General features: G+C 52.2%; 18 protein-coding genes. 12 read left to right on the forward strand and 6 right to left on the reverse strand.

All coding sequences use genetic code 11. The features are described 5' to 3' along the window. Positions 1 to 15: 15 nt before the first annotated feature. Both P8N76_03175 and P8N76_03180 read left to right on the forward strand, forming a co-directional pair. Positions 16 to 2,547 carry a DUF1553 domain-containing protein gene (locus P8N76_03175; GenBank protein ID MDG2380650.1) on the forward strand — a complete coding sequence of 844 codons (2,532 nt, stop codon included), beginning with the start codon at positions 16 to 18 and terminating at the stop codon, positions 2,545 to 2,547. An 82-nt stretch (positions 2,548 to 2,629) separates the two neighbouring features. Continuing rightward, positions 2,630 to 4,006 (forward strand): DUF1501 domain-containing protein, encoded by a 1,377-nt coding sequence (locus P8N76_03180; protein MDG2380651.1) that lies wholly within the window; start codon positions 2,630 to 2,632, stop codon positions 4,004 to 4,006. Positions 4,007 to 4,061: 55 nt separating this feature from the next. Here the strand turns inward: P8N76_03180 and P8N76_03185 are convergent, their stop codons facing one another. Next, positions 4,062 to 4,490, reverse strand: coding sequence for a hypothetical protein (locus tag P8N76_03185; GenBank protein MDG2380652.1), 429 nt, complete (start codon positions 4,488 to 4,490; stop codon positions 4,062 to 4,064). A 314-nt stretch (positions 4,491 to 4,804) separates the two neighbouring features. On the opposite strand from P8N76_03185, the gene P8N76_03190 reads away from it, so the two are divergent. From P8N76_03190 to P8N76_03205, 4 genes are all read left to right on the forward strand, one after another. Then, positions 4,805 to 6,154 carry a sugar-binding protein gene (locus P8N76_03190; protein MDG2380653.1) on the forward strand — a complete coding sequence of 450 codons (1,350 nt, stop codon included), beginning with the start codon at positions 4,805 to 4,807 and terminating at the stop codon, positions 6,152 to 6,154. Between the two features lie 274 nt (positions 6,155 to 6,428). Further along, the gene (locus tag P8N76_03195; protein MDG2380654.1) at positions 6,429 to 10,679 is read left to right on the forward strand and encodes a CotH kinase family protein; all 4,251 of its coding nucleotides are present in this window, start codon (positions 6,429 to 6,431) and stop codon (positions 10,677 to 10,679) included. Positions 10,680 to 10,878: 199 nt separating this feature from the next. Beyond that, the gene (locus P8N76_03200; protein MDG2380655.1) at positions 10,879 to 11,613 is read left to right on the forward strand and encodes an ABC transporter ATP-binding protein; all 735 of its coding nucleotides are present in this window, start codon (positions 10,879 to 10,881) and stop codon (positions 11,611 to 11,613) included. Between the two features lie 241 nt (positions 11,614 to 11,854). Further along, positions 11,855 to 12,805: a DUF3179 domain-containing (seleno)protein gene (locus P8N76_03205; GenBank protein MDG2380656.1), complete on the forward strand. Its 951-nt coding sequence runs from the start codon at positions 11,855 to 11,857 to the stop codon at positions 12,803 to 12,805. Positions 12,806 to 12,808: 3 nt separating this feature from the next. On the opposite strand, the gene P8N76_03210 is transcribed toward P8N76_03205, so the two are convergent. From P8N76_03210 to P8N76_03220, 3 genes are all read right to left on the reverse strand, one after another. Further along, positions 12,809 to 13,045: a hypothetical protein gene (locus P8N76_03210; protein MDG2380657.1), complete on the reverse strand. Its 237-nt coding sequence runs from the start codon at positions 13,043 to 13,045 to the stop codon at positions 12,809 to 12,811. Positions 13,046 to 13,245: 200 nt separating this feature from the next. Then, positions 13,246 to 14,568, reverse strand: coding sequence for a histidine--tRNA ligase (gene hisS, locus P8N76_03215; GenBank protein MDG2380658.1), 1,323 nt, complete (start codon positions 14,566 to 14,568; stop codon positions 13,246 to 13,248). 67 nt (positions 14,569 to 14,635) lie between these two features. Beyond that, the gene (locus tag P8N76_03220; protein ID MDG2380659.1) at positions 14,636 to 15,073 is read right to left on the reverse strand and encodes a YkgJ family cysteine cluster protein; all 438 of its coding nucleotides are present in this window, start codon (positions 15,071 to 15,073) and stop codon (positions 14,636 to 14,638) included. A 353-nt stretch (positions 15,074 to 15,426) separates the two neighbouring features. Here P8N76_03220 and phoU point away from each other — a divergent pair, with 353 nt between their 5' ends. After that, positions 15,427 to 16,095: a phosphate signaling complex protein PhoU gene (gene phoU / locus P8N76_03225; GenBank protein MDG2380660.1), complete on the forward strand. Its 669-nt coding sequence runs from the start codon at positions 15,427 to 15,429 to the stop codon at positions 16,093 to 16,095. A 104-nt stretch (positions 16,096 to 16,199) separates the two neighbouring features. On the opposite strand, the gene P8N76_03230 is transcribed toward phoU, so the two are convergent. Continuing rightward, complete coding sequence (locus P8N76_03230) at positions 16,200 to 16,478, reverse strand: hypothetical protein (protein ID MDG2380661.1); 279 nt, start codon at positions 16,476 to 16,478, stop codon at positions 16,200 to 16,202. Positions 16,479 to 16,606: 128 nt separating this feature from the next. Here P8N76_03230 and P8N76_03235 point away from each other — a divergent pair, with 128 nt between their 5' ends. From P8N76_03235 to P8N76_03245, 3 genes are all read left to right on the forward strand, one after another. Beyond that, a complete protein-coding gene (locus tag P8N76_03235) occupies positions 16,607 to 17,530 on the forward strand; it encodes a response regulator (GenBank protein ID MDG2380662.1) in 924 nt (307 codons plus the stop codon). A 384-nt stretch (positions 17,531 to 17,914) separates the two neighbouring features. Next, the gene (locus P8N76_03240; protein ID MDG2380663.1) at positions 17,915 to 19,945 is read left to right on the forward strand and encodes an ATP-binding protein; all 2,031 of its coding nucleotides are present in this window, start codon (positions 17,915 to 17,917) and stop codon (positions 19,943 to 19,945) included. A 248-nt stretch (positions 19,946 to 20,193) separates the two neighbouring features. Next, positions 20,194 to 21,399 carry a Tm-1-like ATP-binding domain-containing protein gene (locus P8N76_03245; protein ID MDG2380664.1) on the forward strand — a complete coding sequence of 402 codons (1,206 nt, stop codon included), beginning with the start codon at positions 20,194 to 20,196 and terminating at the stop codon, positions 21,397 to 21,399. A 24-nt stretch (positions 21,400 to 21,423) separates the two neighbouring features. Here the strand turns inward: P8N76_03245 and P8N76_03250 are convergent, their stop codons facing one another. Then, the gene (locus P8N76_03250; GenBank protein ID MDG2380665.1) at positions 21,424 to 22,065 is read right to left on the reverse strand and encodes a VTT domain-containing protein; all 642 of its coding nucleotides are present in this window, start codon (positions 22,063 to 22,065) and stop codon (positions 21,424 to 21,426) included. A 212-nt stretch (positions 22,066 to 22,277) separates the two neighbouring features. Here P8N76_03250 and P8N76_03255 point away from each other — a divergent pair, with 212 nt between their 5' ends. Next, complete coding sequence (locus P8N76_03255) at positions 22,278 to 23,246, forward strand: transglutaminase-like domain-containing protein (GenBank protein MDG2380666.1); 969 nt, start codon at positions 22,278 to 22,280, stop codon at positions 23,244 to 23,246. Between the two features lie 64 nt (positions 23,247 to 23,310). After that, entirely contained in the window at positions 23,311 to 24,429 is a 1,119-nt protein-coding gene (locus P8N76_03260; GenBank protein MDG2380667.1) for a site-2 protease family protein, read from the forward strand. The last annotated feature ends 29 nt before the right edge of the window (positions 24,430 to 24,458 follow it).

The raw sequence follows: 24,458 nt of genomic DNA on the forward strand, positions 1-24,458 counted from the left end.
TCAACGAGGATCGCCATGTATCGATACGCCGTCTTGCTGTTCAGCGTAACAAGTCTGGTATGGACCTCGACAAACCAACCGGTCAATGCCGACGAGTTTTCGTTCTTCGAAAAGCGAATTCGTCCGGTATTGGTCGAACATTGTTACAAATGTCACTCGGCAGAATCCAAGTCCGTCAAAGGAGGACTGCGACTTGACACGCGGGCTGGCATCCGCCAAGGGGGCGACTCGGGCCATGCTGTCGTACCTCGCGATGTGGACGAAAGTCTCCTGATTAGCTCACTGCGGCACGAATCCTACGAAATGCCCCCATCGGGCCAGCTGGATGATTCGATCATCGCCGACTTTGAAAAGTGGATACGCCGCGGAGCACCCGATCCGCGAGATGGCCCTACCAGCGATTCCGAAACCTCTTTGGATGTCGAGGCCGGTCGGAAGTTTTGGTCCTTTCAACCCATCACCAATCCGAATCCGCCCACGTCAAGTGATCCGACTTGGTCCGTCAACCCCATCGATGATTTCGTCCGAGCCCAATTAGATCGGGTTCAGCTGCGACCGAATCCTGACGCCAATCGCGAAACGCTGATCCGCAGGCTGTCATTCGACCTGCTTGGACTCCCCCCCACGCCACAACAGATTGACAAGTTTGTGGCTGATAGCTCTGACGATGCGTATGAGAATTTGGTTGATCGCATGTTACAGTCAAGCCATTTTGGTGAACGCTGGGGCCGTCACTGGCTGGATGTTGTTCGCTTTGCCGAATCCATGGGAAAGACACGAAACTATCCATTCCCATTCGCCTGGAGATACCGGGACTACGTCATCAATTCACTGAATGCCGATAAGCCGTATGACCAATTCATCACTGAACAATTGGCGGGAGATCTGCTCCCCGCCGAAAGTGACAAACAACAAGACGAACAACTGATTGCAACCGGCTTCCTCGCACTCGGCTCACACGATCTGAATCAAAATAATCGAGCAGTGTTCACGATGGATGTCGTCGGCGAACAAATCGATACAACAAGTCGTTCTTTGATGGGAATGACTGTTGCCTGTGCTCGATGTCATGATCACAAATTTGATCCCATCCCCACACAAGACTACTACGCGCTGGCGGGCGTATTTCGCAGCACGTCGATGCTGAATGGCTACGGAAACAAGCGTCCGAACAAACAAACCTACAACCAAGACGGTCTCTTCCATGAGCTGAACACGACGAAAACCGTCAAAAATTCACGCCCGCAAACCAACCGCAACGCAAAGCGGCGATCCCCGAAGCTATCCGCCGCCAACGCGCGACAATTGGCCAAAGCGAAACGAACCGTCAAAGAGTTGCGGCAACAAATCAAGCAAATTGGCTCAAACCAAAGCCTCGAACCAAAACAAATTCGGGCACAAACGGCTCCACTACGACGGCAGCTTCAACAGATCCAAAAACGCGTCCGCAATTTGAGTAAACGAGCCGAAGCCGCAAAAGCTCCCAAGCGGAAAAAGGTCAAAGACAAGGAACCAGCGGTGAGCGGATCACTGGCAATGGGTGTGACGGAGGCCAAACGGCCCCAAGACTGTCAAATCAACATTCGCGGCGATGTCAAACGACTCGGCCCGAGTGTGCCGCGTGGCTTCTTGCAAGTTGTCTCATTACCAACCACCATCCCGGAAGATGTCAGCGGCCGCCTTGAACTGGCCCAATGGCTCACGCACCCAGAACATCCATTAACGTCTCGTGTAATGGCCAATCGCGTCTGGCATCATTTGTTTGGTCGAGGACTGGTAAGGACAGTCGACAACTTTGGGACGACCGGATCAGCTCCTTCCCATCCAGAACTGCTAGACTTTCTTGCTCGTCATCTGATGCAGGAAAACTGGTCAATCAAACAGCTGGTAAAATTAATTGTGCTCAGCCGCACTTACCGTCTCAGCAGCGAGTTTGACCAGCACAACTACGAAGTTGATCCGGACAATCAATGGGTCTGGAGAATGAACCGACGACGCCTCGAAGCCGAATCAATTCGAGACGCCATGCTGGCGGCAAGCGGTTCGCTCCAGCTGCAACCACCCACGGGATCGGTTGTCCAAGATTTCGCGATTTCCGAACTGGGACGACGCCAAAACACTCCAACTACCTTCCTCGATGACGTCCATCGCACCATTTACTTACCGATTGTGCGATCGAAAGTACCCGCCTTTCTCACGACCTTTGATTTTCCCGAGCCAAGCGAAGTGAATGGTCGACGCGATGTGACCACGGTCCCGACTCAGGCCTTATTTATGATGAACAACCCGTTCGTCCTCAAACAAGCTCGACTGATGGCGCAAGACGCGCTCGCCGACCAAAGCATTGACAACGATGAGGACCGCCTGCAACTCGCTTATCAAAAGCTTCTGGGACGCCGGGCGACATCCGAACAGATCGAGCGCTCATTGAATTACATTAACGGTACAGTGGAAACCGAAAACTCCACAAAAGAAGCTCAGCTTGGAATCTGGACAGACGTGATGCAAGCACTGATCGCGAGTTCGGAATTTCGTTATCGCAGTTAACTGAGATGGAAGCCGGTATCAGAAGCCGACTCGCTGAAAGAGCTTGCGGCAAGCCGCTCACATTCCCCCCAGAGGTGACCCTATGTTAAATCAACTCGAAACCTGCTCGCGACGACAATTACTCAGACGCGGCAGCTTGGGGTTTGGCTATCTCGCCTTGGCCGGATTAGCGAATTCAAGCCGGGCCGAAGACGCATTTCAAGGTCCTCTTGCCGTTAAGCAACCGCATTTCGCTCCGCGTGCAAAACGCGTGATCATGATGTTTATGCAAGGTGGGCCATCACACGTCGATACGTTCGACTACAAGCCCGAGCTTCAAGCCGGCCAGGACAAAACCTATCAGGATCCGAACGGTCGCCGCCGCGGCAAGCTTTTGCCTTCCCCCTGGAAATTCTCCCAACACGGCGAAAGCGGCTTGGAAATATCAGAACTATTTCCGCACCTGGCAAAGCATGCGGACGAATTGTGTTTGTTGAATAGCATGCACACCGATAACCCGGCTCACCCACAAGCCACGATCATGATGCACACCGGATCGATTAACTTTGTTCGCCCCTCCGTCGGTAGCTGGTCCGTCTACGGATTGGGCACCAGCAACCAAAACTTACCAGGCTTTGTCACGATCAATCCGGTGGGAAATCTTGGCGGAACTCAAAACTACGGCTCCGCTTTTTTACCCGCGGCTTATCAAGGTACCCGTATCGATGTGGGAAACAATCCGATCGCGAATATCCACAGCCAACGAAGTCGCCGCGAACAGCGAAAATATTTGGATTTGTTGCAATCCATGAACCAAGACAATTTGGATATTGCCCGGGTTGATCCAGAACTTGAAGGTGTCATCGAAAGCTATGAGTTGGCCTTTCGCATGCAATCCGAGGTTCCCAACCTGCTGGACTTATCGAACGAATCCGAGGCGTCCAAAGACAACTACGGCATGAACGACCGAAAGACGGCTGCCTTTGGTACCCAATGTTTGATGGCTCGGCGACTTGCCGAAGCAGGTGTCCGATTTATCGAAATCACTCACCGAGGCTGGGATCAACACAATTCGTTGCGCACCAAACTCCCAAACAATTGCCAGGCCGTCGATCAACCTATTGCCGCGCTCATTTCAGATCTCAAACAGCGAAACCTACTCGAAGATACCTTGCTGATTTGGACGGGTGAATTTGGAAGAACACCGACAGACCAGAATAATGGCAATGGACGGCGACACAACAATCGCGGTTTCACCACTTGGCTCGCAGGCGGAGGCGTCCAAGGTGGAATGAGATACGGAGCCACCGATCCGGTGGGAATGGCGGCCGTCGAAAACAAAGTTCACGTCCATGATCTACACGCCACGATCCTCCACCTGCTTGGCATGGACCATGAACGATTAACCTATCGGTATTCAGGTCGCGATTTCCGTCTCACCGATGTGCACGGAAATGTCGTCCATGACATTCTGACCTAAGCATCACTCACAAGTCGAAAATGCTTTAGTTGACTTGCACTCACCTATCCACGGCCTAGGACAACTCAGCAAAGCGTCGAAATTCCATTTCGGTCATGAAGATGCCTTCGCGAGGAAGCTGTATCAACAGCTGCGCATCCGGCCACCCGACCGCTTGCAGCAATTGGTTCCAGGCCTGAGTTGAAACGGTTCCTTTTATCTCAACGCTGTTCAGACCCGTCGATCCGTCATTCAATTGCCCATCGAGTTGCCAGTTTGTCTTCGACTCCACGCCGACCCAAACAAACGAGCCATCCGGCTCAATAAACATTCTTGGAAAACTCTCCAAACACGACAGGACTTCCTCAAAAGATCGTGGCAATGGAGGTACGATCTTCGTCGACGGCAGGTCGATCACCTGACGGACAACGCCCTGGAGAGAAACCACCTGATAAACCAGGTCATCTTTGGGTGCAGCTTGCAAAATGACGTGCATCGGAATCATCACCGTCTCACATCGCCTCACGAATCAATGGAAAATTAAAATTGCATTAATGCCAGCACGAGCGGGCCATGAGAGATGACAATAACTCGTATCATTTTTAGCTTTAACAGGTTGAACCGCGAAATCAAATTGGCAATCACAGCTCTGATCGAAGAGAAACATCGCAATTTGCTTTATCGAACTCTTCGCCCTAGGTATATTGAAGGTTGAAGTCGGCAACACCGTTGACACGTTCATGCCTCCACGGCGTTTTCGGATTCAAACACGGGTTTCTCAATCCGTCCTTCTTCTCAAATTCACTACGATAGATTTACATGTTCAAGAGTCTCGCATACATCACACTTGGGGGGAACCTAGTCGTGAAACACACGTCGCTAGTTTTCATATTATTGATTGCGATTTCGGGCAGCATCCAAGCACAGGAGGACCGCTCCGTCGTGAAAGCCTTTTTGACCGATACGGCCCCTGAGCTTGACGGCGAAATCAGTCCGGGTGAATGGGATGCAGCAGGTCCACCGATCCAGGTGATCCCAGAAGATCCGGGGACCGCTTTTCCAGACGACCCCTTCGGAGGTCCGGACGATTTGAGTTTTCAATTTCGCGTGATGTGGGAACAGCCATGGACCGCTTACTTTCTGTTCGAAGTCACCGACGACATCGCGATGGACCAAGTACCCAGCAATGCTTGGGAGCAGGATCAAGTCGAGTTATTTATGGATGGCGATGACTTGGAAGGCAGCTCGGACATTGCCAGCTATCAATGGTGGGACAGTGCCGAGACATATGGCAAACTCGGAGCAAGCCGTTTTGCAGGCACCTTCGAGGGCAATACGGCCATCATGTCGGAGTTTATCGACGATTTCTACGAAGATGAATTCGGCGCGTTTGGCGTCGCGACCGCATCAGAAACGGACGAGGAAGCCAACTATGTCGTAGAATACGCCGTTTCATTAGAGCCGATGTTTGACGCAGGAGTCTTCGATGGTACCGCGGCAGGTGACGTCGAGCAAATTGTCGCCGAAAACACGGTTGTTAAATGGACCGCCTGTGTCTCCGACGATGACAATTTCGGTGATGGCACGGCAGGACGCTCACACACTGCCTGCTACTATCGAGCAACGGAAGACGCAGACTGGAGAGATTCAAGTGCGTTTGCCGACCTCACCTTTGTTGGCCCCTATACTGGCGAAACACTGCTCGGCGATTACAACGAAAATGGCCAACTGGATTCCGCCGACTTGGATTTGCAAGCGAAAGCAATCCAAGATCAGGATTTAAACTTTGATGAAAACCAAGACGGTGTGGTTGATGTCGCCGATCGCTTGGTCTGGCTCGACAATTATAAGAACACTTGGATGGGTGACGCCGACTTAAATGGCGAATTTGACAGCTCCGACTTCGTAATCGTTTTCGCCGAAGCAAAATACGAAAACGGCGAGCAGGCCAACTGGACGCAGGGCGATTGGAACGGAGACACACAATTCGATTCGGGTGACTTCGTAGCGGCCTTCAACAGCGCCGGCTATGAAGCCGGATTACGTCCTGACGGCCCAAATCCCATCGTGGCCGCAGTCCCAGAACCGGCCAGTTTGGTGCTCTTCGTTCTCGGACTCGGCTTGCTGTTGCAAACACGACGGCGAGTCGGAACCCGCTGGCTGAGCTGAAAAATCGCAACTTTTTCCGACAATCCAGTCGCATCTTCTGTTAGGATTTCGCGAAGAAAGTAGAGCAGCACCGAGATCCCATTCGGGGAAAATCGGCTGTGGCTGAGTCTCGGCTGCCAGGATTGATGCCTCTCGTCCATCGCCACCGTGTTAGCAGTCAGCCCACATCATGATCAACTTTCCCCGCTCGTTCCGACCGAGTCACGGATCGACTGACCCTATTTCCCGGCCAAGAAAACGTCGCTGTTCGTTTGAGCCACTTGAGGCTCGACAAGTGCTCGATGGCACCTCTTTGGTGATCAGCGAATTCATGGCCTCCAACAGCACGACTCTCAAAGATGAATTTCGGGAGTACAGCGATTGGATCGAAATCCACAATCCGACAGAAGAAACCATCTCAGTGAATGGTTGGCGATTGACGGACGATGCAGAAGATTTGGAAAAGTGGCAACTGCCGGATGTGACCGTACCAGCAGCTGGATTCCTGGTGGTGTTTGCATCGGGTGCAAACCAGAGCGATCCCGAATCGGAATTGCATTCAAACTTCAAGCTTTCTTCGGATGGCGAATACCTAGGGCTGATCCAGCCCGACGGAACGGTATCTCACGAGTACAAACCTGACTTTCCGAATCAATCAAACGATGTGTCATACGGCCTTGTGTTTGGTGACGCAGGTGCACAGCCAGACGTACTCAGTTTCTTTCCAAATTCGACCCCTGGCGAAATCAATCAGGTTGAAGCCATCACCCAATCTGCAGCCGAAGTTCACTTTAACGTTGAACGAGGATTCTTCACAGAACCTTTCGAAGTCACTTTGTCGGTTGATAATCCTAACGCGGCAATCCGCTACACGACCGACGGAACGGCGCCAACAGCCGAACATGGTCAACTCTACAGCGATGCGATCACAATTGACACCACCACGACACTTCGCGCGGCTTCGTCCGGTGATGGCTTTTTGACCAGCCAAGTGGGTACGCAAAGCTACATCTTTTTGGACCACGTGCTGACACAAGATGGTACGGGTTTACCCGCGGAATGGGGATACTTCGATGATCAAGGACCACGTCGACCCGCCCGCGCCAGCGCTAATTACGGCATGGATCCCGACATCGTTAATCACGAAGACTACCAAGAAACCATCAAGGACGACCTACGATCTTTACCCACGATTTCGCTCGTTGTTGATCCAGATGACCTTTGGGAATTCGAAAACGGACTCTATAGCAATCCCGAACGCAAAGGTGACGATTGGGAGCGACCCATCTCAGTGGAAATGATGGACGGCAATGGTGAAACGCTGTTGGAAGAAAACGCGGGCGTACGAATCCACGGCGGATGGGCACGACGACTCTCGCAAACCAAAAAGCTCTCGTTCAAGTTAATTTTCCGCAGCCAGTATGGTGAACCAACTTTGGACTACCCTTGGTTTGGTGAAGACGACCAAACCGAATTCCAGGCCATTGTGCTACGAGCCGGATTCAACGATTCCTATCGCGACAGTGGATCCGGCAATAACACCTACACACAGGACCAATGGACACGACAAGCTCAACGAGACATGGGCGGTTATACGTCCCGCGACGAATACGCCCATCTGTATCTCAACGGCCTCTATTGGGGAGTCTACAGTCCAACCGAACGCATGAATGCCGAATGGGCTGCGTCCACAATGGGTGGTGATCCGGAAGAATGGGACGTCATCAACACGGGCGGTAGCGTCATTGACGGCAATACGCGTTCCTTTACCAACTTGATGCGTGCCGTCGATCCGCGACGTGGGGATATCGACTACGAAAACGTCAAAAGCATGCTGGATGTCGAAGATTTCATCGACTACCTGATTGTCAATCAGTTTGTCGGTAACTGGGATTGGCCGCACAACAATTGGTACGCGTCACGGCGAAATGTCGAAGGTGAAAAGTGGAGGTTCCACAGTTGGGATGCGGAGGCCGCTTTTCAACGAGGGGTCGTCGAAAATCGAGTGGCGACGAGCGGCACCGAAACTGGCCCCGCGAAGGTTTATTCGGGTCTACGCAACATTCCGGAATTTCAAGAACTGTATGCGAATCGAATCACCAAACACTTTTCGCCGGGAGGCACACTTTCGACCGAAGCCAACATTGCCAGATTAAATTCGTTGGCGAGCGAAATTGATCGAGCCATGGTCGGCGAATCCGCCAGATGGGGTGACGGCCGGAATGATACAGGGCGAGCCATCACCCAAGAAGTTTGGAGAAAACGAATTCAATCGATCAATTCGAACTATTTTGCCAAACGATCTGAACGCGTGTTGCGTCAATTCCGTGATGCCAATTTCCTTCCGACTGTTGACGCACCTATCTTCAGCCAACCGGGGGGACAAGTCGATCCAGACAAAGAGATTTCACTCACAACCGATCTAGTCGATGGTGAAATCCATTACACACTCGATGGATCTGATCCGAAAGGCTCAGACAACCAACCCAGTGAATCCGCGATCTCGCTCAATTTCCAAGATCTCGTCTCGCAGGATTCACCCGCGAGATTACTCGCGCCCTCAGGCAACGCTCAGGAAACCGATTGGACATCAACCAACTTTGACGATTCCAGTTGGATCCGTGGGCGAACCAGCATCGGCTTCGATACGGGGGAAATTGAAGACCTGATTTCGGTTTCCAAGGAATTCGATGTTCGGGAGATTCAATCGGCCACAAAACTCAATACGGTGGAACTTGCGACTCAATTGCTAGAAGGCATCAACGTCGAAAGTGAACTCGAGCACGAACCGGTCCCCTACCTGAATTTCCTCCACGGCAGCCGGGGAGGAAATTTTGACGACAATTTGAACTTTGCTGTCAACAAAGACAATTTCGCGATGGACATCAACGGAACAATCCGCGTCAAAGAGAGTGGCGTGTATACGTTTCTGTTAACGAGCAACGACGCGGTGCGTTTAATCATCGATGGTAAAGTACTTTACGTCGACGAGGAGCGTCACGGAACTCGCGATAAATTCGTCACCACAGAGCTCAGCGCAGGAGACCATGCGGTTAACCTGTTCTGGTTTGATCGTACGGGGACGGCTGTGCTTGAGTTCGCCTACGCACCCGGCGAAAAAACATTGTTTGACGACACGTTCACCATTGTGGGCGACATCAAACATCGCCCCTACACCGAATTAATCCGTACGGATCTGCAAGCCGCACTCTTGAACCAAACCTCTTCTGCCTACATGCGTATACCGTTTCAAGTCGCAAATCGAGATGAGATCGACAACCTGGTACTCAAAATGCAATACGACGATGGTTTCGTAGCCCATTTGAACGGAACCGAAATTGCGCGTCGGTCGAGCCCGGATTCGATCGCTTTTGATTCTGCTGCAACGATCAATCGATTTGACGTCGCGGCGATTTCGCCCGAACTGATTGATCTTTCAGAGTTTATGGGCTTGCTGCAAGATGGCGACAACATGCTCACCATCCAAGCCCTTAATGTGGACAAGGACGATACTGACATGTTCTTGTCGCCACGTCTGATGGCTTTCGATAATGGCAAGCCTATTGACCTTGAAAACTCATCAACGGTGAAGGCTCGTGTATTCCGTGACGGAATCTGGTCAGGCATGACGGAAGCGGATTTCAGCGTCGGCGTACCCGCTACGATCGATGATCTACGCGTAAGCGAAATACATTATCATCCCCGCGCGGCGAACAAGTTCGAAGCCGAGGCTGGATTCGAAGACGCCGACGATTTTGAATTTATCGAAATTGTGAATATTGGTCCCAATACGATCGACCTCAGCGAAACGCGTTTCGTGACAACAACGATTGCAGACTCTCAGGAAGGTGTTGATTTTTCGTTCGCTGGCTCCGCAATCACAGAACTCGGTCCTGGACAACGGGCGGTGGTCGTCGAAGATCTCCGCGCTTTCGCTTTCCGATATGGAAACAAGCTTCCGGTCGCCGGACAATGGTCAGGCCAATTGAGCAATTCTTCAGAGCAAATTACTCTTCGCATCGGAGAAGCACTCGTCCAGTCCTTTGCCTATTCCGACACTTGGTATCCTGAGAGTGATGGGCCAGGAGCTTCGCTAGAAGTGATTTCGCCGGCAGAAACTCTCGCCAGCCGTTGGAATTCGGCCTCCAGTTGGCGAGTGAGCGGATTGGATGGATCACCTGGTTTTGCTCGCGCCAGCCAGCCTGGCGACGCAAATCGAGACGGCCTATTCGACACTTCAGACTTGATCCTCATATTTAGCGCGAACGAATTCGAGGACGACATCGCCAACAATTCAACCTGGGAAGAAGGCGATTGGGACCGAGATGGAGATTTCACCACCAGCGATCTGGTGGTTGCGTTCCGCTTCGGAAATTTCATGGATTCTGCGGCAGCTTCCACCGGCGTCAGTCCACAACTGTCGCCAACGAGCGTGTCACCGCCAAAATCGGCACTCCAACCCTCAGATGCCGAATTGTTTACGGCTTTGGACACTTCCGTCGACGCTCGTGACAAGCTGTTTCGTGACTGGATCGATCAAGTTTAGCCCAGCGGAACAGCTTGAGCTAGTAATTGGGACGGTGGCCCACTACAGTAGACGAACATTCGATCAACCGCCTCGTAGTCGTTGTGCAGCTGTAGATGCAGGGACTCGATTCACGTTAGTTGAGTCAGACGAATTGTCGCCACCACCCTGCCTCGTTCATCAATAATTGGTCCACCATTCATAAGGTTTCGTCGCATTAATGATTACGGGTCTTTCGGAAAATGATCAACATCCGTTCGCACTGCAAGTCAGCGAATTGCAAAAGGATTACGTGCTCAAGGGTGAAACCGTCCGTGCTTTGCGAGGCGTTAGCTTTCAGGTCGCCGTCGGTGATTACATGGCCGTGATGGGTCCGTCCGGATCCGGAAAAAGTACCCTCTTGAATTTGCTCGGCTGCCTGGATCGACCGACGGGTGGTCAATATTACCTGGGAACACAAAATGTGGCGGATCTGGATGACGATCAACTCTCAGAGGTTCGCGCCTCAAGCATCGGATTCGTCTTTCAATCCTATAATCTGATCCCGCAATTGACAGTGATCGAAAACATCGAAGTGCCACTTCAATATCAAGGAAAGCTGGGAGCTGAGACCCGCGACTTGTGCTGTGAATTGGCCGAAATGGTGGGGCTTGGCGATCGCTTGAACCACCGTCCCACCGAACTATCCGGCGGTCAGCAACAACGCGTTGCCATCGCACGCAGCTTGGTTAACGACCCCTATTTTATTTTGGCCGACGAAGCGACCGGTAACCTAGATTCGAAAACCACGAACGAGATCCTGCAGTTGTTCGGAAAGCTAAACCGTGAAGGTAAAACAATCATCATAATCACTCACGAAGATGAAGTCGCAGCTCGGACGAAGCGCGTGCTCCGACTTCGCGACGGTTTGATCGAAAGCGATCAAAGACGTGATCAGGCAGACACGGTCTCCTGAACACGGTCTCCTGAACACGGTCTCCTTGCCGCCAGACCCACAAAAAGCGTAGACGAGTACGCAAAAGTGTGGGATGAAATGCAAATCTACTTGCTTCTGACGTATCGCTTCGTGTAGGCTGCCCAACCTTGCTTGGCTCAAAAATCTCGTCGATTCAAGCAACTCCGAAGGTCGCAGGTTTTTGACAGAGGCAAACATGGAAACTGCAAATCCGTTTAAGTGGAATCCACAATGGGTCTTGATGCTCGTGCTGCTGATTCCAACGGCGGTCGAAGCTCAGAAACCAGTGGATCGGCAGTCGACCGAGACGAACTTTCGTCCTCGACGTTTGCTTAAAGAACAGCCCGCGATCACTCAATTCGACACCAAGTCGGCAGCGGAAGCGGCGGGTGTACTCGATCCTAACGAGCTCGTCTTAGGCGTCGTCATCGGTGATGAAGCACGGGCCTATCCGATCAACATGCTTACCGGACCCCGCCGGGAAATCATTAACGACGTTATCAATCAGCGCCCCATCGCTGCCACTTGGTGACATTTGTGCCACAACGGCATCGTGTATGCCCGAAATCCCGATCAACGCATCGTTACGCTCGGTGTTTCGGGAATGCTGTGGAATCGCAGTCTCGTCATGTACGACGTTGAAACACGCAGCTATTGGAGTCATCTTTTAGGTCGTGCCATGTCCGGACCGAGACGGAATACCGACTTGGAGCAAATCCCCTCGACGATGACAGACTGGGGCGCCTGGAAACGTCGATACCCGAACACCCGTGTGTTGTGGTTACCACGAAGCAGTCGGCAATACCGACGCGGGTTCTACCAAGCGCCCGAGCAGTTCGTACTGGGATTGGCTGGAGTCAACCCACCTCGAGCATGGGAATTCACCCAGTTATCTCGACATCCCGTCGTGAACGATCAAATCGACAGCAAGCGGGTGGTCGCCGTCTTTGACCCAGATACGGTCACTGCCCGACTCTACTCAAGCGAGCTACGAGGGAAAATCCTTGAATTTGAGCGGGATGCCAAAGGATTTCTCGATGTGCAAACGCGAAGCCTGTGGGATCGAATTACGGGCGAGTGTATCGCGGGTCAATACAAAGGTGCGAAACTCGTACCCATGCCAGCGATTGTCTCTTATCGTAACACCTGGCTGACGTTTCATCCGAAAACAGATTTCGGATCGCCCCGCTAAGACCTATGATTTTTTCACTCGGTCGTCACGCTTTCCCGGTCGACAAATCACGAACAACGCACCGGCGACAACGAGCATGATGATCAAGTATGACATGACATAGCTTTTTGGCTTCTCTTCTTTTTGCAGGCCTTGCGCCACACAAACACCCGTTTGCAGCAACCAGATCAGACCCACCACAAAAAACCAATGCCAACCATTACGGAGCTTGATGAAAGTACGGGTAGCGATAGATGACATCAAAATCACTCCGAAAACCAACAGCTTGAATCCCCCGTCGGGGGAAGAACGGATTTTACTCACCCAGACATCTCAGGGTGACGGGTCCACTCGGTACTGTCAAGTAAACCTCGACATGTCAAGAAATCGACACGCAGCATCGAACGAACTTATCTCACCATTGTACTTGAGGCTGATAATGGCGAAAGGTCTGGCACGGATTAGTGGGCCAATCGTGCTTTGATTTCTTCGATCCAATCCAATCCCACCGTCGACAGATCTTGAGTCGATCCGTCTCGTAAATCCTTGACTTGGCAAGTGCTCGCATTGAGCTCACGATCACCGGCGATGACGGCCAAACGGAAGCCACGACGGTCGGCGTATTTCAACTGCGGCCCCAGTTTTTTCGGCTCCGGAAAAAGCTCAACGCCCAGCCCAGCAGCGCGAAGCTGTGTTGCCAAGGCGAGGTACTCATGCAGCCGCTCCGAATCAAAAAACGGGATGAAGATCGGCGCTGGGGTTCGCGTTTTTTCGATCAGTTGTAATTCCTCCATCGCAGCCAAGAGGCGATCTAGTCCTAGCGACGCACCAATTCCTGGCAGCCGTTGCTTGGTGTACACCGAAGCCAGATCATCGTAACGCCCACCCGAACAGACACTGCCAATCTCCGGCAATTCGGTCAGGAACGTCTCCACGACGGTGCCGGTGTAGTAATCCAAACCCCGGGCGATCGAGACGTCCACCCGCAGCTTCTCGGCTGCGACACCCGCAGCCGAAGCACCTTCCACAACTTGCCGTAACGCGGCAACGCCCGACTCACCTTCTTCGTTTCCAGCAACTAAGGGCTCCAACTGTGACAGTATCTGTTCGTTCGATCCCTCGAGTTGTGCAAGTGAAAGAATTTCATTCGCCTGCTGCTCCGTGGTGCCCGCCACCGATCTCATTTCAGCGACAACCTTGTCGTGTCCAATTTTCGGCAACTTATCTAATGCACGTAAGACGGCCGTTGATTGATCGGATAAATCAAGTTTGGCCAGCAATCCAGACAAAACTTTTCTGTTGTTGAAGCGGATCTGGAAACCATCCATGCCGATCGCTTGGATCAGGTCATGAATCACAAGGACCGTTTCGATGTCTGCCGTCAGGGACTCCGTTCCAATCGTATCGAAATCACATTGCATAAATTCGCGATAGCGTCCACGATGCGTGTTCTCACCCCGCCAGACTTTGGCAATGTGATAGCGTTTAAAAGGCACGCCTAACTGGCCCACATGCTGAGCAACAAAGCGAGCCAACGGTACCGTCAAGTCAAATCGCATACCAACGGCACGACCACCGTGATCCTCAAAGCTATACATGAGTCGGTCCGATTCGTCGCCACCTTTACCTTGAAGAATCTCCAAGTACTCTAAGACGGGCGTATCGATTGGACTGTATCCGAACGACCGATAGACACGCTGAGCGGTTGCGATTAGCTGCTCACGTGGAATCATGGCCTCCGGGAGTGAATCTCGAAAGCCTTTCAGAGTGCGCGGGTTGATCATCTTTGCGGCCTAAGTAAGTAGAGAACGTTCACGGCGAATCGTGCCGCATCGATGGAAACTTCACAAGCTAGCCGATGACCGGTAACAGTGATGGCTTGGGACTGCGAATTCCCCGGCCACGCCGCGGCGGCAAAACGGTTTCCGCATATTCGTAGACCTGCTCAGGAGTTTCGAAGTATTGGTCGTAAGTCCAATCGTCTTCGTACTCGCAGTTGTCAGTCGTGTAGTCGCGGCAAATCTGCGGTCGTGTTTCGTAAATACCGCAACGATGGTCCGCCTGCAAATGCTTACAAGTCGTATGGACCATCAAATACCAATCACCGCTCTCGACAAATACCGTCGCTCGGTCGTGGAGCAAATACCAACGGATGTATTCAAAATCTCGCCATTCGGTCGGTATGTCGATCGGCAAAGCAAAATATCTACAACATTTTGCCGTGCAGTAATCGCACAGGACTTCGCCAGACGCCAAAGCGTCTCGGCTGACTTTTTCGACAGTCGCCATCGTCACCTCAAGCCTTAGGTAAAGCCTTTTATTTACCGCCATAGGCTATCAAACGACCGACGGTCGATCCAGCGGGCACCCCCATCTGCCAGTTCAGCACTGCCTGACAATTTCCCCGCTAAATTGAAGGAGAGATGAAGAATCAGTGAAAGTGTAAAATCAATCTCTTACTCGATCTCCTTCACGTCCGTATAGTTAGCTAGGTCGCTGCCAAGTAACCGCACGGGTCCATCGACCCCCCAGAATCATCGCGATCCCCCGTGCTAGCAAATGTGGCTTTGCTCTTGTTCGGCGAGTAAAACAGCCCTTTCGCTGCTTCGCAGATGACCGATCACCTCGACCGGGAGACCCTGATGGCAACGACTTCGACGGAAACCAATTCGATGGACGCATGTATTTCAGATTTGGAAACCCAGATATTGCACCTGGGCCGGATCGTCGAGGCCTCCATTTCCCGTGTTCTGACCGCCTTAACTCAACATGACCCGTTAATGGCGCAAGCCGTCATACGTGAAGGCGAGGAGATCGATCGGCTCGAACTCGAAGTTCATGAACATTGCTTAACGATTTTGGAGAACAAACGTCCAAGCGGGCCAGATTTACGATTTGTGGTGGCCGTTCTGAAGATCAACGACAGCTTGGAGCGAATTGGGGACTTGGCGGAAAATGTTGCTCAAATCGTGGTAGCAGTCGGCAATTGGGAACGTTTCCAGGGCGTTCCGGGCATCAAGAAGATGGCCGAAGAGGCTCAAAAAATGGTCGGTATGTCGCTTGAATCATTGGTTCAACGGAATACAGCTTTGGCCCACGAAGTGATTTATCTGGATGATCGAGTCGATGAATTGTATCGACAAATTCAGCAGCGCATCGAAGCGGAACTGGATCGGACGCCAGAAAACGCCAATCCGCTCCTAAAAGTCGAACATGTGACCCGACAATTCGAGCGAATGGGAGATGTGGCCACCAATATCGCAGAAGAGGTCATCTACCTAGTGGATGGCGAGATCGTTCGCCACCGCTAAACAGCCCGATTCTTGGGGTGCGACAAATTCCACGTCCGCCATCTCGGCAGTCGATTCGACATTCAGGCAGATTCTCTTGCCAATTCTTCTTGCTTCAAAGGGTGTTAATCGTTCGAATAGATGGAGTCGTTGGCATCCCACTCTCGTTTTCTGAGGTACGTGGGTAATCCGGCCACGTCTGATTCGCTTGAACGGTAGCGGCCATGGTGGCAACAGCGGATTCGATTGAGTCGCAAGGTGGCTTCTGTGAGGCATGCCATCAGCTGTTTTTGGAGCCTCCAAATTGCCAGACTTGACTGGCATACGATCACAGTCCAATCATATTCGGGGTACAAGCGGGAATCGGTGGAGAGATAAATGGAATCGTCGCAGCACTTATTCAACCATTCTATCCAACAAGATTGGTCTTCTGACACGAATCGATGATGCCATTGCAAATCGTCCCCCCGGTACGCAGCATCGCAACGAAGGCGGATGAGATTCTGCCGCAATACAGCGAGACAACAAGCAAGTGGCATATGTACTGATCGTCGACGACTCGGAAGTTGACCGTCTAATGGCTGGCAAATTTGTCGAGACGGGCAATCACGAGACAGAAGTAGCCGTTAATGGTCGCGACGCTCTCGAAAAGATGAGCAAGCGGCTGCCTGATCTTGTTCTGACCGACTTGGTAATGGATGAAATTGACGGCTTGGAATTGGTCAAACGAGTTCGTCGGCAATACCCGGAAGTTCCCGTCATTCTAATGACGGGATTCGGCACAGACGACGCGGCCGTGCGGGCGTTGCAAGAAGGTGCCGTTTCCTACATCCCCAAAGACAATTTAAAAGATCGTCTGGCCGAGACCATTCGAACCACACTGATTGCTTCGCAAACGGCGGCTCAAGAACGTCCGCATTGGATGTTTTTGACGGGGAGTGAATCGCAATATGTGCTGGGTTATGAAACGGATGGTCGACGAACTCTGATCGACCACTTCGAAGATGAATTGACCAAGATGGATTTCTGCGACGCAGCCGATCGCATTCGAGTTGGAACCGCGTTGGCCGAAGCACTCACAAATGCGGTTGAACATGGAAATCTTGAGCTGGATTCCGACTTACGTGAATCACCCGACCAAACATACTACGAATTGGGCCAAGACCGACGTGGAAAGAGTCCGTACAAAGAGCGACGCGTTTTCATCAACAAGACAGTCACTCCCGCCAAGATCACCTACGAGATTCAGGATCAAGGCCCGGGCTTCGACCACACGAATCTACCTGATCCAACCGACCCAGAAAATCTAACGAAGCTCAGCGGGCGGGGGCTGCTCTTGATTCGCACCTTCATGGACGAAGTCACCTTCAACAGCAACGGCAATCAAATTACGTTGGTTAAATATCGCTCGCTCAACAAGACTTCGGACAGCGACGGTGATCAGCCCGAAGGCTAGCCAGATACTATTCTTCTACCGACCCTCAGCCGATCAAACTAACAAACAGCGAATTCCCTGGTCGAAATTCTTCTCAAGTCGCCTCTTCTTCGGGCCGCCAACTCGATTCCTCGCAATTCCGCGCTTCATCGAACTCTCGCAAGCTGTCAAAATCGAGCTGGCGACACGGATCGCATTCGAGTCGAACCTACCAGAGACTCCCAATTTGACAGGCCTTTCGCATCGCACCGGTACCAAACAGAATCATGATCGTGATCCCTTCTCATGGTCGCTAACCCATTCAACCGAATATAATGGAGCACCATCGCTGTTCGACACAAGCGGCCACCGATTCGCACTGCATCCGTGGAGCGTCGTCCTGTTAGAAAGTTGGTTTTCGCCAGAATGGCCACATCAACGACTACTCAAGAATCACCATACACGACCAAGGCTGTAACCACTGCCGAAGCCAAGCGGATCGGCACCCAGCGCACACGGCTGCTGATCATGCTGACGGCTGTGCTCTTAACCAGCTCGCTTTGGATTCATGAACAAAGTTACCCGGGAACAGTCCAACTTCATACAGTGATGGAACTGCTGGCGACCTCGATCGCGGCATTTGCCGCCGTCCTCGCATACTTGCGTTACTACGCGCGTCGAAATTCGTCTTTTATGTTCCTCTGTTTGGCGACGGGACTGTTGGCGACAAGTTGTCTCGATACGTACCACATCGTATTTGCCCCTTCACTGTCGCCCAACAAGCTAATCGCCACTACCACGGCATACTGGAACTGGAACGCTTCGAGATTTCTGCTTTCCGTCGTCATGATCTTTTGTTGGCTTGCGAGTCGTACAGACCTAAAAAGACGAACGCCAATTTTTCCGGAATGGATCGTTTACCTGGGATTCTTCTTTTTTACACTCTTACTCGGTATTTCATTTTCCGTCGTCAATTTCCCCTCGGCCCTCTTCCCCGATGCGGTGATCAGCCGGCCGTTTGAACTAATCTCCGGGCTAATTTTCGCAGCTGCACTTGGCGGATTCATCTACCTGAAGACTTGGCGAACGGAATCATTTTCCTTTTGGCTTGTCTGCTCGCTATTAATTGGCACCACCTGTCAGTTGCTCGTGATGCCACGATCTTCAGATTTTTTGGATGCCGATTTCGAATGGGCTCATCTACTCAAGACCCTCAGCTACCTGGCGATCTTGATCGGATTGTTGATCGACATCTACCAAATGCACCGCGCAATCGATCAAGCGGCCGCTTCCCTGGATGATGCGAACCGTCGCTTACGAGAAAGTGAAGAACGATTCGCTTTGGCCAGCGAAGGCTCAGCAAACGGTTTATGGGATTGGGATGTCCAAAGTAATCAAGTCTGGTACGCACCGCGCTTTTGGCAAATGCTTGGTTATGAGAGCCCAGCCTATCCTTCCAGTGTCCTGGAGAGTTTCAATCGACATTTACACCCAGACGATATCGAGGCGACTTGGGCCGCGGTTGAGCGACATTTGAATAACAGGGAAGAGTTCGACGTCGTCTATCGCTTAAAGCATCTGTCTGAAGGTTACCGGTGGTTTCGTGCACGAGGAGTGGCCAATCACTCGGCCGACGGAAAACCGATTCGGATGTCCGGTTCGATCCAGGATATTACGGCTGCTCGACAAGCCGAACATCAACTCCAAGAGAACTCTCTAGAATTGCAACGCAGCAACGAAGAACTTCAGCAATACGCCTACGTTGCCTCTCATGATCTGCAAGAACCGCTCCGCGCAATCGCGGGGTATTGCAGTCTTCTGCAACGATTCCACGCGGATGATCTTTCCGATGAAGGTCGCGAATTCCTCGATTTCACAATTGATGGCGCTAAACGAATGCAGGCACTGATTAACTCCCTGCTGGATATTTCGCGTGTGAGAACCCATGGAAAAACGTTCCAACCACTTGACCTTAATGAGATTGTTCATACCGCATCGGACAATCTCGCGGCGCAAATCCGAGAAACGGAGGCGGCAGTCCACATCACGAGTCTTCCTGCCTTGAAGGGCGACTCGAGTCAGATGATTCAACTATTCCAAAATCTCATCAGCAATGCGATCAAGTTTCATCAACACGGAGGGAAACCTCGCATTGTGATACAAGCCGAAGAACAATCGGATGACTGGGTGATCTCGATCAGTGACAACGGAATCGGCATTGACCCGCAGTTTCACCAGCGCATATTTACCGTCTTCCAACGTTTGCACACCCGCGAAGAATACTCGGGCACAGGCATTGGCTTGGCGATTTGCAAGAAAGTCGTCGAGCGTCACCGCGGGCGGATTTGGTTGGAGTCCGAACACGGGATCGGATCGACCTTCTATTTTTCAATTTCCAAACATCTCCAGGATCACCCGCACCCGGACAGCGATACCAAGCCAAGCGATTTCGATTAACTCGCGGGTGGTGCCACCGCTGACTTCCTGTTTCAGATTCCCTGTCGTCGCTTAAGATCGACTAAGAATGCATCATTGCTCGCGATGTTGGCAGCCGAACGTCGCCTCAGGTGCAACGTTTATCACCGGCGGCCCGAGCCAGCTTTCTCTCGGCATTTGGCCTGGGCTGTCAAACACCCACCAACGCCCCCATAATGCTTTTGATTAAATCGTTGCGCGCCCTGATAGTTTTTTGTTGGAGTTTGAAGATGACTGTCTTTCTGATAGCCACATTGGACACCAAAGGCTTGGAAGCTCAATTCGTTCGTGATTTTCTTAAGACGGCCGGTGTGAAAGTAACCCTGGTGGACACCGGCTGTCTGGGACAACCTCAAGTGTCAGCTGACATCACACGCGAAGCGGTCTTCGCAGCGGCAGGGACATCACTCGAAGCAGTCAAAGCCCAATCCGATCGGGGCTTTGCTGTCACCACTGCCGCCCGCGGCGTTACAGCCATCGTGCAGAAAGTTCACCAAACTGGCGATCTCCAGGGAGTGTTTAGCTTGGGCGGATCGGCCGGAACGACAATCGGTACCGCCGCAATGCGTTGCTTGCCGATGGGTATCCCGAAACTGATGGTCAGCACTTTGGCATCGGGTGACGTGCGAGCTTTTGTCGGTGTTCGCGACATCTTGATGATGAATTCAATCGTAGATATTGCGGGCCTCAATCACATCAGCCGTACGGTGCTCCGAGAAGCGGCTGCCGCCATGGTCGGCATGGTTAACGCATCGTCTCTCGTCCCATCGAACGATGATAGACCGATCATAGCTGCAACGATGTTCGGCGTGACGACTCCGTGTGTTGAGCAAGCCAGACAAGTGCTCGAAACGGCCGGATACGAGGTGCTGGTTTTTCACGCGACTGGAACAGGCGGACAAGCAATGGAAGAGCTAATCAACGATGGCATGATCGCCGGCGTGCTCGACATCACCACCACCGAAATTGCCGACGAGGTTGTCGGTGGAATGCTTTCAGCTGGCCCTCTTCGCTTGACGGCGGCTGGGGCTCGCGGTATCCCGCAAGTTGTTTCGGTAGGTGCCACCGATATGGTTAACTTCTGGGCGATGAGTAGCGTTCCGGTTAGATTCCAGAACCGTCAACTGTACCAACACAACGAAAACGTCACACTCATGCGGACGACACCAGCAGAATGCCGCCAAATCGGAGAGCAGATCGCTAACAAATTGAACGCGGCAGTTGGCCCTGTACGCATCTTGCTACCACTTCAAGGTGTCTCTGCGATCGACCGGGAAGGTGAACCGTTTGACGATCGGACGGCTCGATCGGAACTGTTTAACGCGATCCGCCTTGGCATTGATGGCCCCACAATTGTCGAGCTCGATCAACACATCAATGACGAAAGATTTGCAGTTACCGCTGCGGAAACTTTGATCGAACTGATGACCAAATAACCACCACTTCGTTTCGGCTACAGCTTAAGATGACTTGGATAGTCGACGCCGGAGAAACAAGCTCAGTAAAAGCGGAAGCGATATCGACACACTCGCCGCCACCACCATCCATTCGTTTTCTGCTGCGAGGTAGCCCAACAAGGAATAAGCCAAGGCGATTCCCAGATTGCTCAATAGGACCGGCGGTAAGAACTCCCGCCAACTCATACGGTTGACGCCCATCAGCAAAACAGTCGCTTCCGCCAAGATGGGTAGTGCGCGCGTCAACACCAACACGACGGCGCCATACTGCCCACTCATCCGATCGATGTAATTCAAATCAGCCACACTCGATAGCCGCACAGCCAGCGGGCGTCCGAGTCGCCGACCGATGAGAAATCCAACGACAGCGCCAAGATTTAAGCCAACCCACGACGCGACTGTGGCCAACAGCGGGCCCAGTTGGCTGCCCGCCAAGGTGCTCACCAAACTGGAGGGTACCGGCAACAAGATATCCGTGCCCAGCAGGCCAATCACCACCACCACAACGATCCACGCTGCCGGTGGATGCTCAACAAATTGATTCACCCACTGTTCGATCGTCTGATGAAAAAGGACGAAAGGCACGATTGGCACCAGCAGAACCAGTGCAATCAACAAGATTGGACGAAAGCGGAAGCTCACCATGGTTACCTTCTTGAGTCTCGAAGCAGAACGAATCACCCCTTCCCATGGGGTTTCGACAGGTTCCAACCCGTACTCGCATGACCGGAAGACCGAACGCACCCACAACGTTCTGATGACTTTTCACGTCTAACGAAGCGACCAGAAGCTAAAATAGAAGCTGGCGGTGGTCCTGAACAGACCCGAAAATTCACATCCTTGGAGCGATATCAACCGTGAGAACGTTAGGATTTGTTAGTTGCTTGCTCATCCTCGTCGCAAAACCACTCGCGGCCGAAGAAACATTACCTGACAATGGAAAAGGGATTCGTCTCGGTCGAGAACAGGTCCAACGGCTCATGGTTGGCGTGAAAGTCAAAGCCGGTGGCCCTTGTCGCGGTGTGTTTGCAACCGTTCCCATGCCGATGGATTGGCCCGAACAACAAGCGAAAATCGTTGACGAGAATTTTTCTCCAGCCGTGAAAAACGTCGACTATCGAGTTTTGGATGGAGGTGTCAAACAGCTGCTGATTACCATTCCTCAACTCCAAGCTGGTGAGACGACCGAAGCGACACTGACTGTGGAAGTTCGCCGTAAGGCAATTGTCGAACCGGAAGATCCCAGCGTGTTCACTATCCCAACTCAGCCGGATCGATCGATCCGCAAATATCTTGCCGGAAGTCCCTTTATTGAAAGTCGCAACACGAAGATCCGGACCCTGGCTAGGAAATTGGTCGCCGATCAAGAAACCGCATGGGATAAGGTCCGCGCAATTTATGATCATGTGCGGGAGGAAATTAAATTTGAAGAAAGCGAACTGAAGGGGGCTGCCGCCACTCTTCGGGACGGCCAAGGCGACTGTGAAGCCATGACGTCACTCTTCATTGCACTCTGCCGGGCCGCCAAAATACCGGCCCGCATGGTCTGGGTCACCGATCATTCCTACCCAGAATTCTACCTCCTCGATGATGAAGGACAGGGACATTGGATCCCCTGTCAAATTGCCGGAGCCGAAGCCTTTGGAAGTATGCCCGAAACACGACCCATCCTGCAAAAAGGTGACAATTTCAAAGTCCCCGAGACCAAGGCTCGCCGTCGATATGTCGCGACGCAATTGAAGGCCGGGGCAGTGCGAGGTAAGAAGCCAACGGTCACGGTAATCACCGATTTTGTACCCATTGACGTACCCTTCAACGCACCTTAGCCGAATCGACACCGCTCCTCGAAAGGATGTCTGGGCAGATAGCGTAATCGGATGTCATTGTGCTATGCTGCGTGCTATGTCCAATCCTGACCGCCCCATTGATTCATCCGACCCTGACCAATCATCCCGAGCCAGCGCATCGGAAACGTCGGATGCGAGCGCGGACGAGCCAATCGTAGCTGAATTCGCAACAAACGATACGCAAACCTTCACCAATTCGCTCCAGCAACCACAACGGCCAGGAGGCCAATCGCCCTATCTCGCAGGGAGCCCCTCCGGTCCGCTCCTGCGCGAGTCTCACCTGCACTCACGCCGTCGACGTGTTCGACTACCCGTGACGCTATTTATCGTCACGTGCTTGTCAACATTTTGGGCCGGCGTCACGGGCTGGCAGCCCTTGTCACTGGGTGGATTGGAATTTCGACAGCTCATCCTCCGCGACTGGGACCAAGGTCTGATCTACATGGCATGCGTGGTAGGGATTCTGCTGACTCATGAAATGGGCCATTTTATCGCGACGTTGATCTATCGAATTCCTGCAAGTCTGCCTTTTTTTATTCCCCTACCCGTGATCACCCCAATTGGAACCATGGGTGCAGTAATCGGCATGGAAGGACAGCGGGCAAATCGAAAACAGATTTTTGATATCGGAATCGCCGGACCTTTGGCAGGGCTGGTGGTTGCTGCCCCCATCTTGTGGATCGGCGTCGCACAACTTGAACTCTCCAAACCGGCTTATGGCGCTTTTCTTTACGACTGTCCGTTGATCGTTCGCTGGATGATTAGCTGGATACAGCCTGAATATGCAAGTGTGAAGACAATCGGCACGAGCCAGCTCAACCCCTACTTTATGGCCGGCTGGGTTGGATTGTTGATTACGGGATTAAACATGATGCCCGTCAGTCAACTGGACGGCGGACATGTCATCTATGGTTTGTTTCTCAAACGAGCACATTTTATCGCTCGGGGATTTATTTTATCCGCCATGGCATATATTGTTTTCGGCGACGCGATGATCTGGTCATTGATGGTCATCTTGGTCGTCTTGATGGGCACCGATCATCCGCCTACCGCCAACGATCGCATGCCGTTGGGACGCTTTCGCTTCATCCTGGGAGTCGCCTCCCTATCAATTCCTGTGCTCTGCTTTCCAATCAAGGGTTTGATTCCAGTCGGCTTCTAGCCGTTAAAAACCCAAATCTAATCGAACCT

Source organism: Pirellulaceae bacterium (assembly GCA_029243025.1).
In the GTDB taxonomy this organism is placed as follows: domain Bacteria; phylum Planctomycetota; class Planctomycetia; order Pirellulales; family Pirellulaceae.

Coding starts and splice junctions, on each gene's coding strand:
- P8N76_03185 (MDG2380652.1), bottom strand. CDS start 4,490: ATGATTCCGATGCACGTCATTTTGCAAGCTGCACCCAAAGATGACCTG.
- P8N76_03240 (MDG2380663.1), top strand. CDS start 17,915: ATGGCCACATCAACGACTACTCAAGAATCACCATACACGACCAAGGCT.
- P8N76_03180 (MDG2380651.1), top strand. CDS start 2,630: ATGTTAAATCAACTCGAAACCTGCTCGCGACGACAATTACTCAGACGC.
- P8N76_03245 (MDG2380664.1), top strand. CDS start 20,194: ATGACTGTCTTTCTGATAGCCACATTGGACACCAAAGGCTTGGAAGCT.
- P8N76_03175 (MDG2380650.1), top strand. CDS start 16: ATGTATCGATACGCCGTCTTGCTGTTCAGCGTAACAAGTCTGGTATGG.
- hisS (MDG2380658.1), bottom strand. CDS start 14,568: ATGATCAACCCGCGCACTCTGAAAGGCTTTCGAGATTCACTCCCGGAG.
- P8N76_03250 (MDG2380665.1), bottom strand. CDS start 22,065: ATGGTGAGCTTCCGCTTTCGTCCAATCTTGTTGATTGCACTGGTTCTG.
- P8N76_03260 (MDG2380667.1), top strand. CDS start 23,311: ATGCTGCGTGCTATGTCCAATCCTGACCGCCCCATTGATTCATCCGAC.
- P8N76_03220 (MDG2380659.1), bottom strand. CDS start 15,073: ATGGCGACTGTCGAAAAAGTCAGCCGAGACGCTTTGGCGTCTGGCGAA.
- P8N76_03200 (MDG2380655.1), top strand. CDS start 10,879: ATGATTACGGGTCTTTCGGAAAATGATCAACATCCGTTCGCACTGCAA.
- P8N76_03190 (MDG2380653.1), top strand. CDS start 4,805: ATGTTCAAGAGTCTCGCATACATCACACTTGGGGGGAACCTAGTCGTG.
- phoU (MDG2380660.1), top strand. CDS start 15,427: ATGGCAACGACTTCGACGGAAACCAATTCGATGGACGCATGTATTTCA.
- P8N76_03210 (MDG2380657.1), bottom strand. CDS start 13,045: ATGTCATCTATCGCTACCCGTACTTTCATCAAGCTCCGTAATGGTTGG.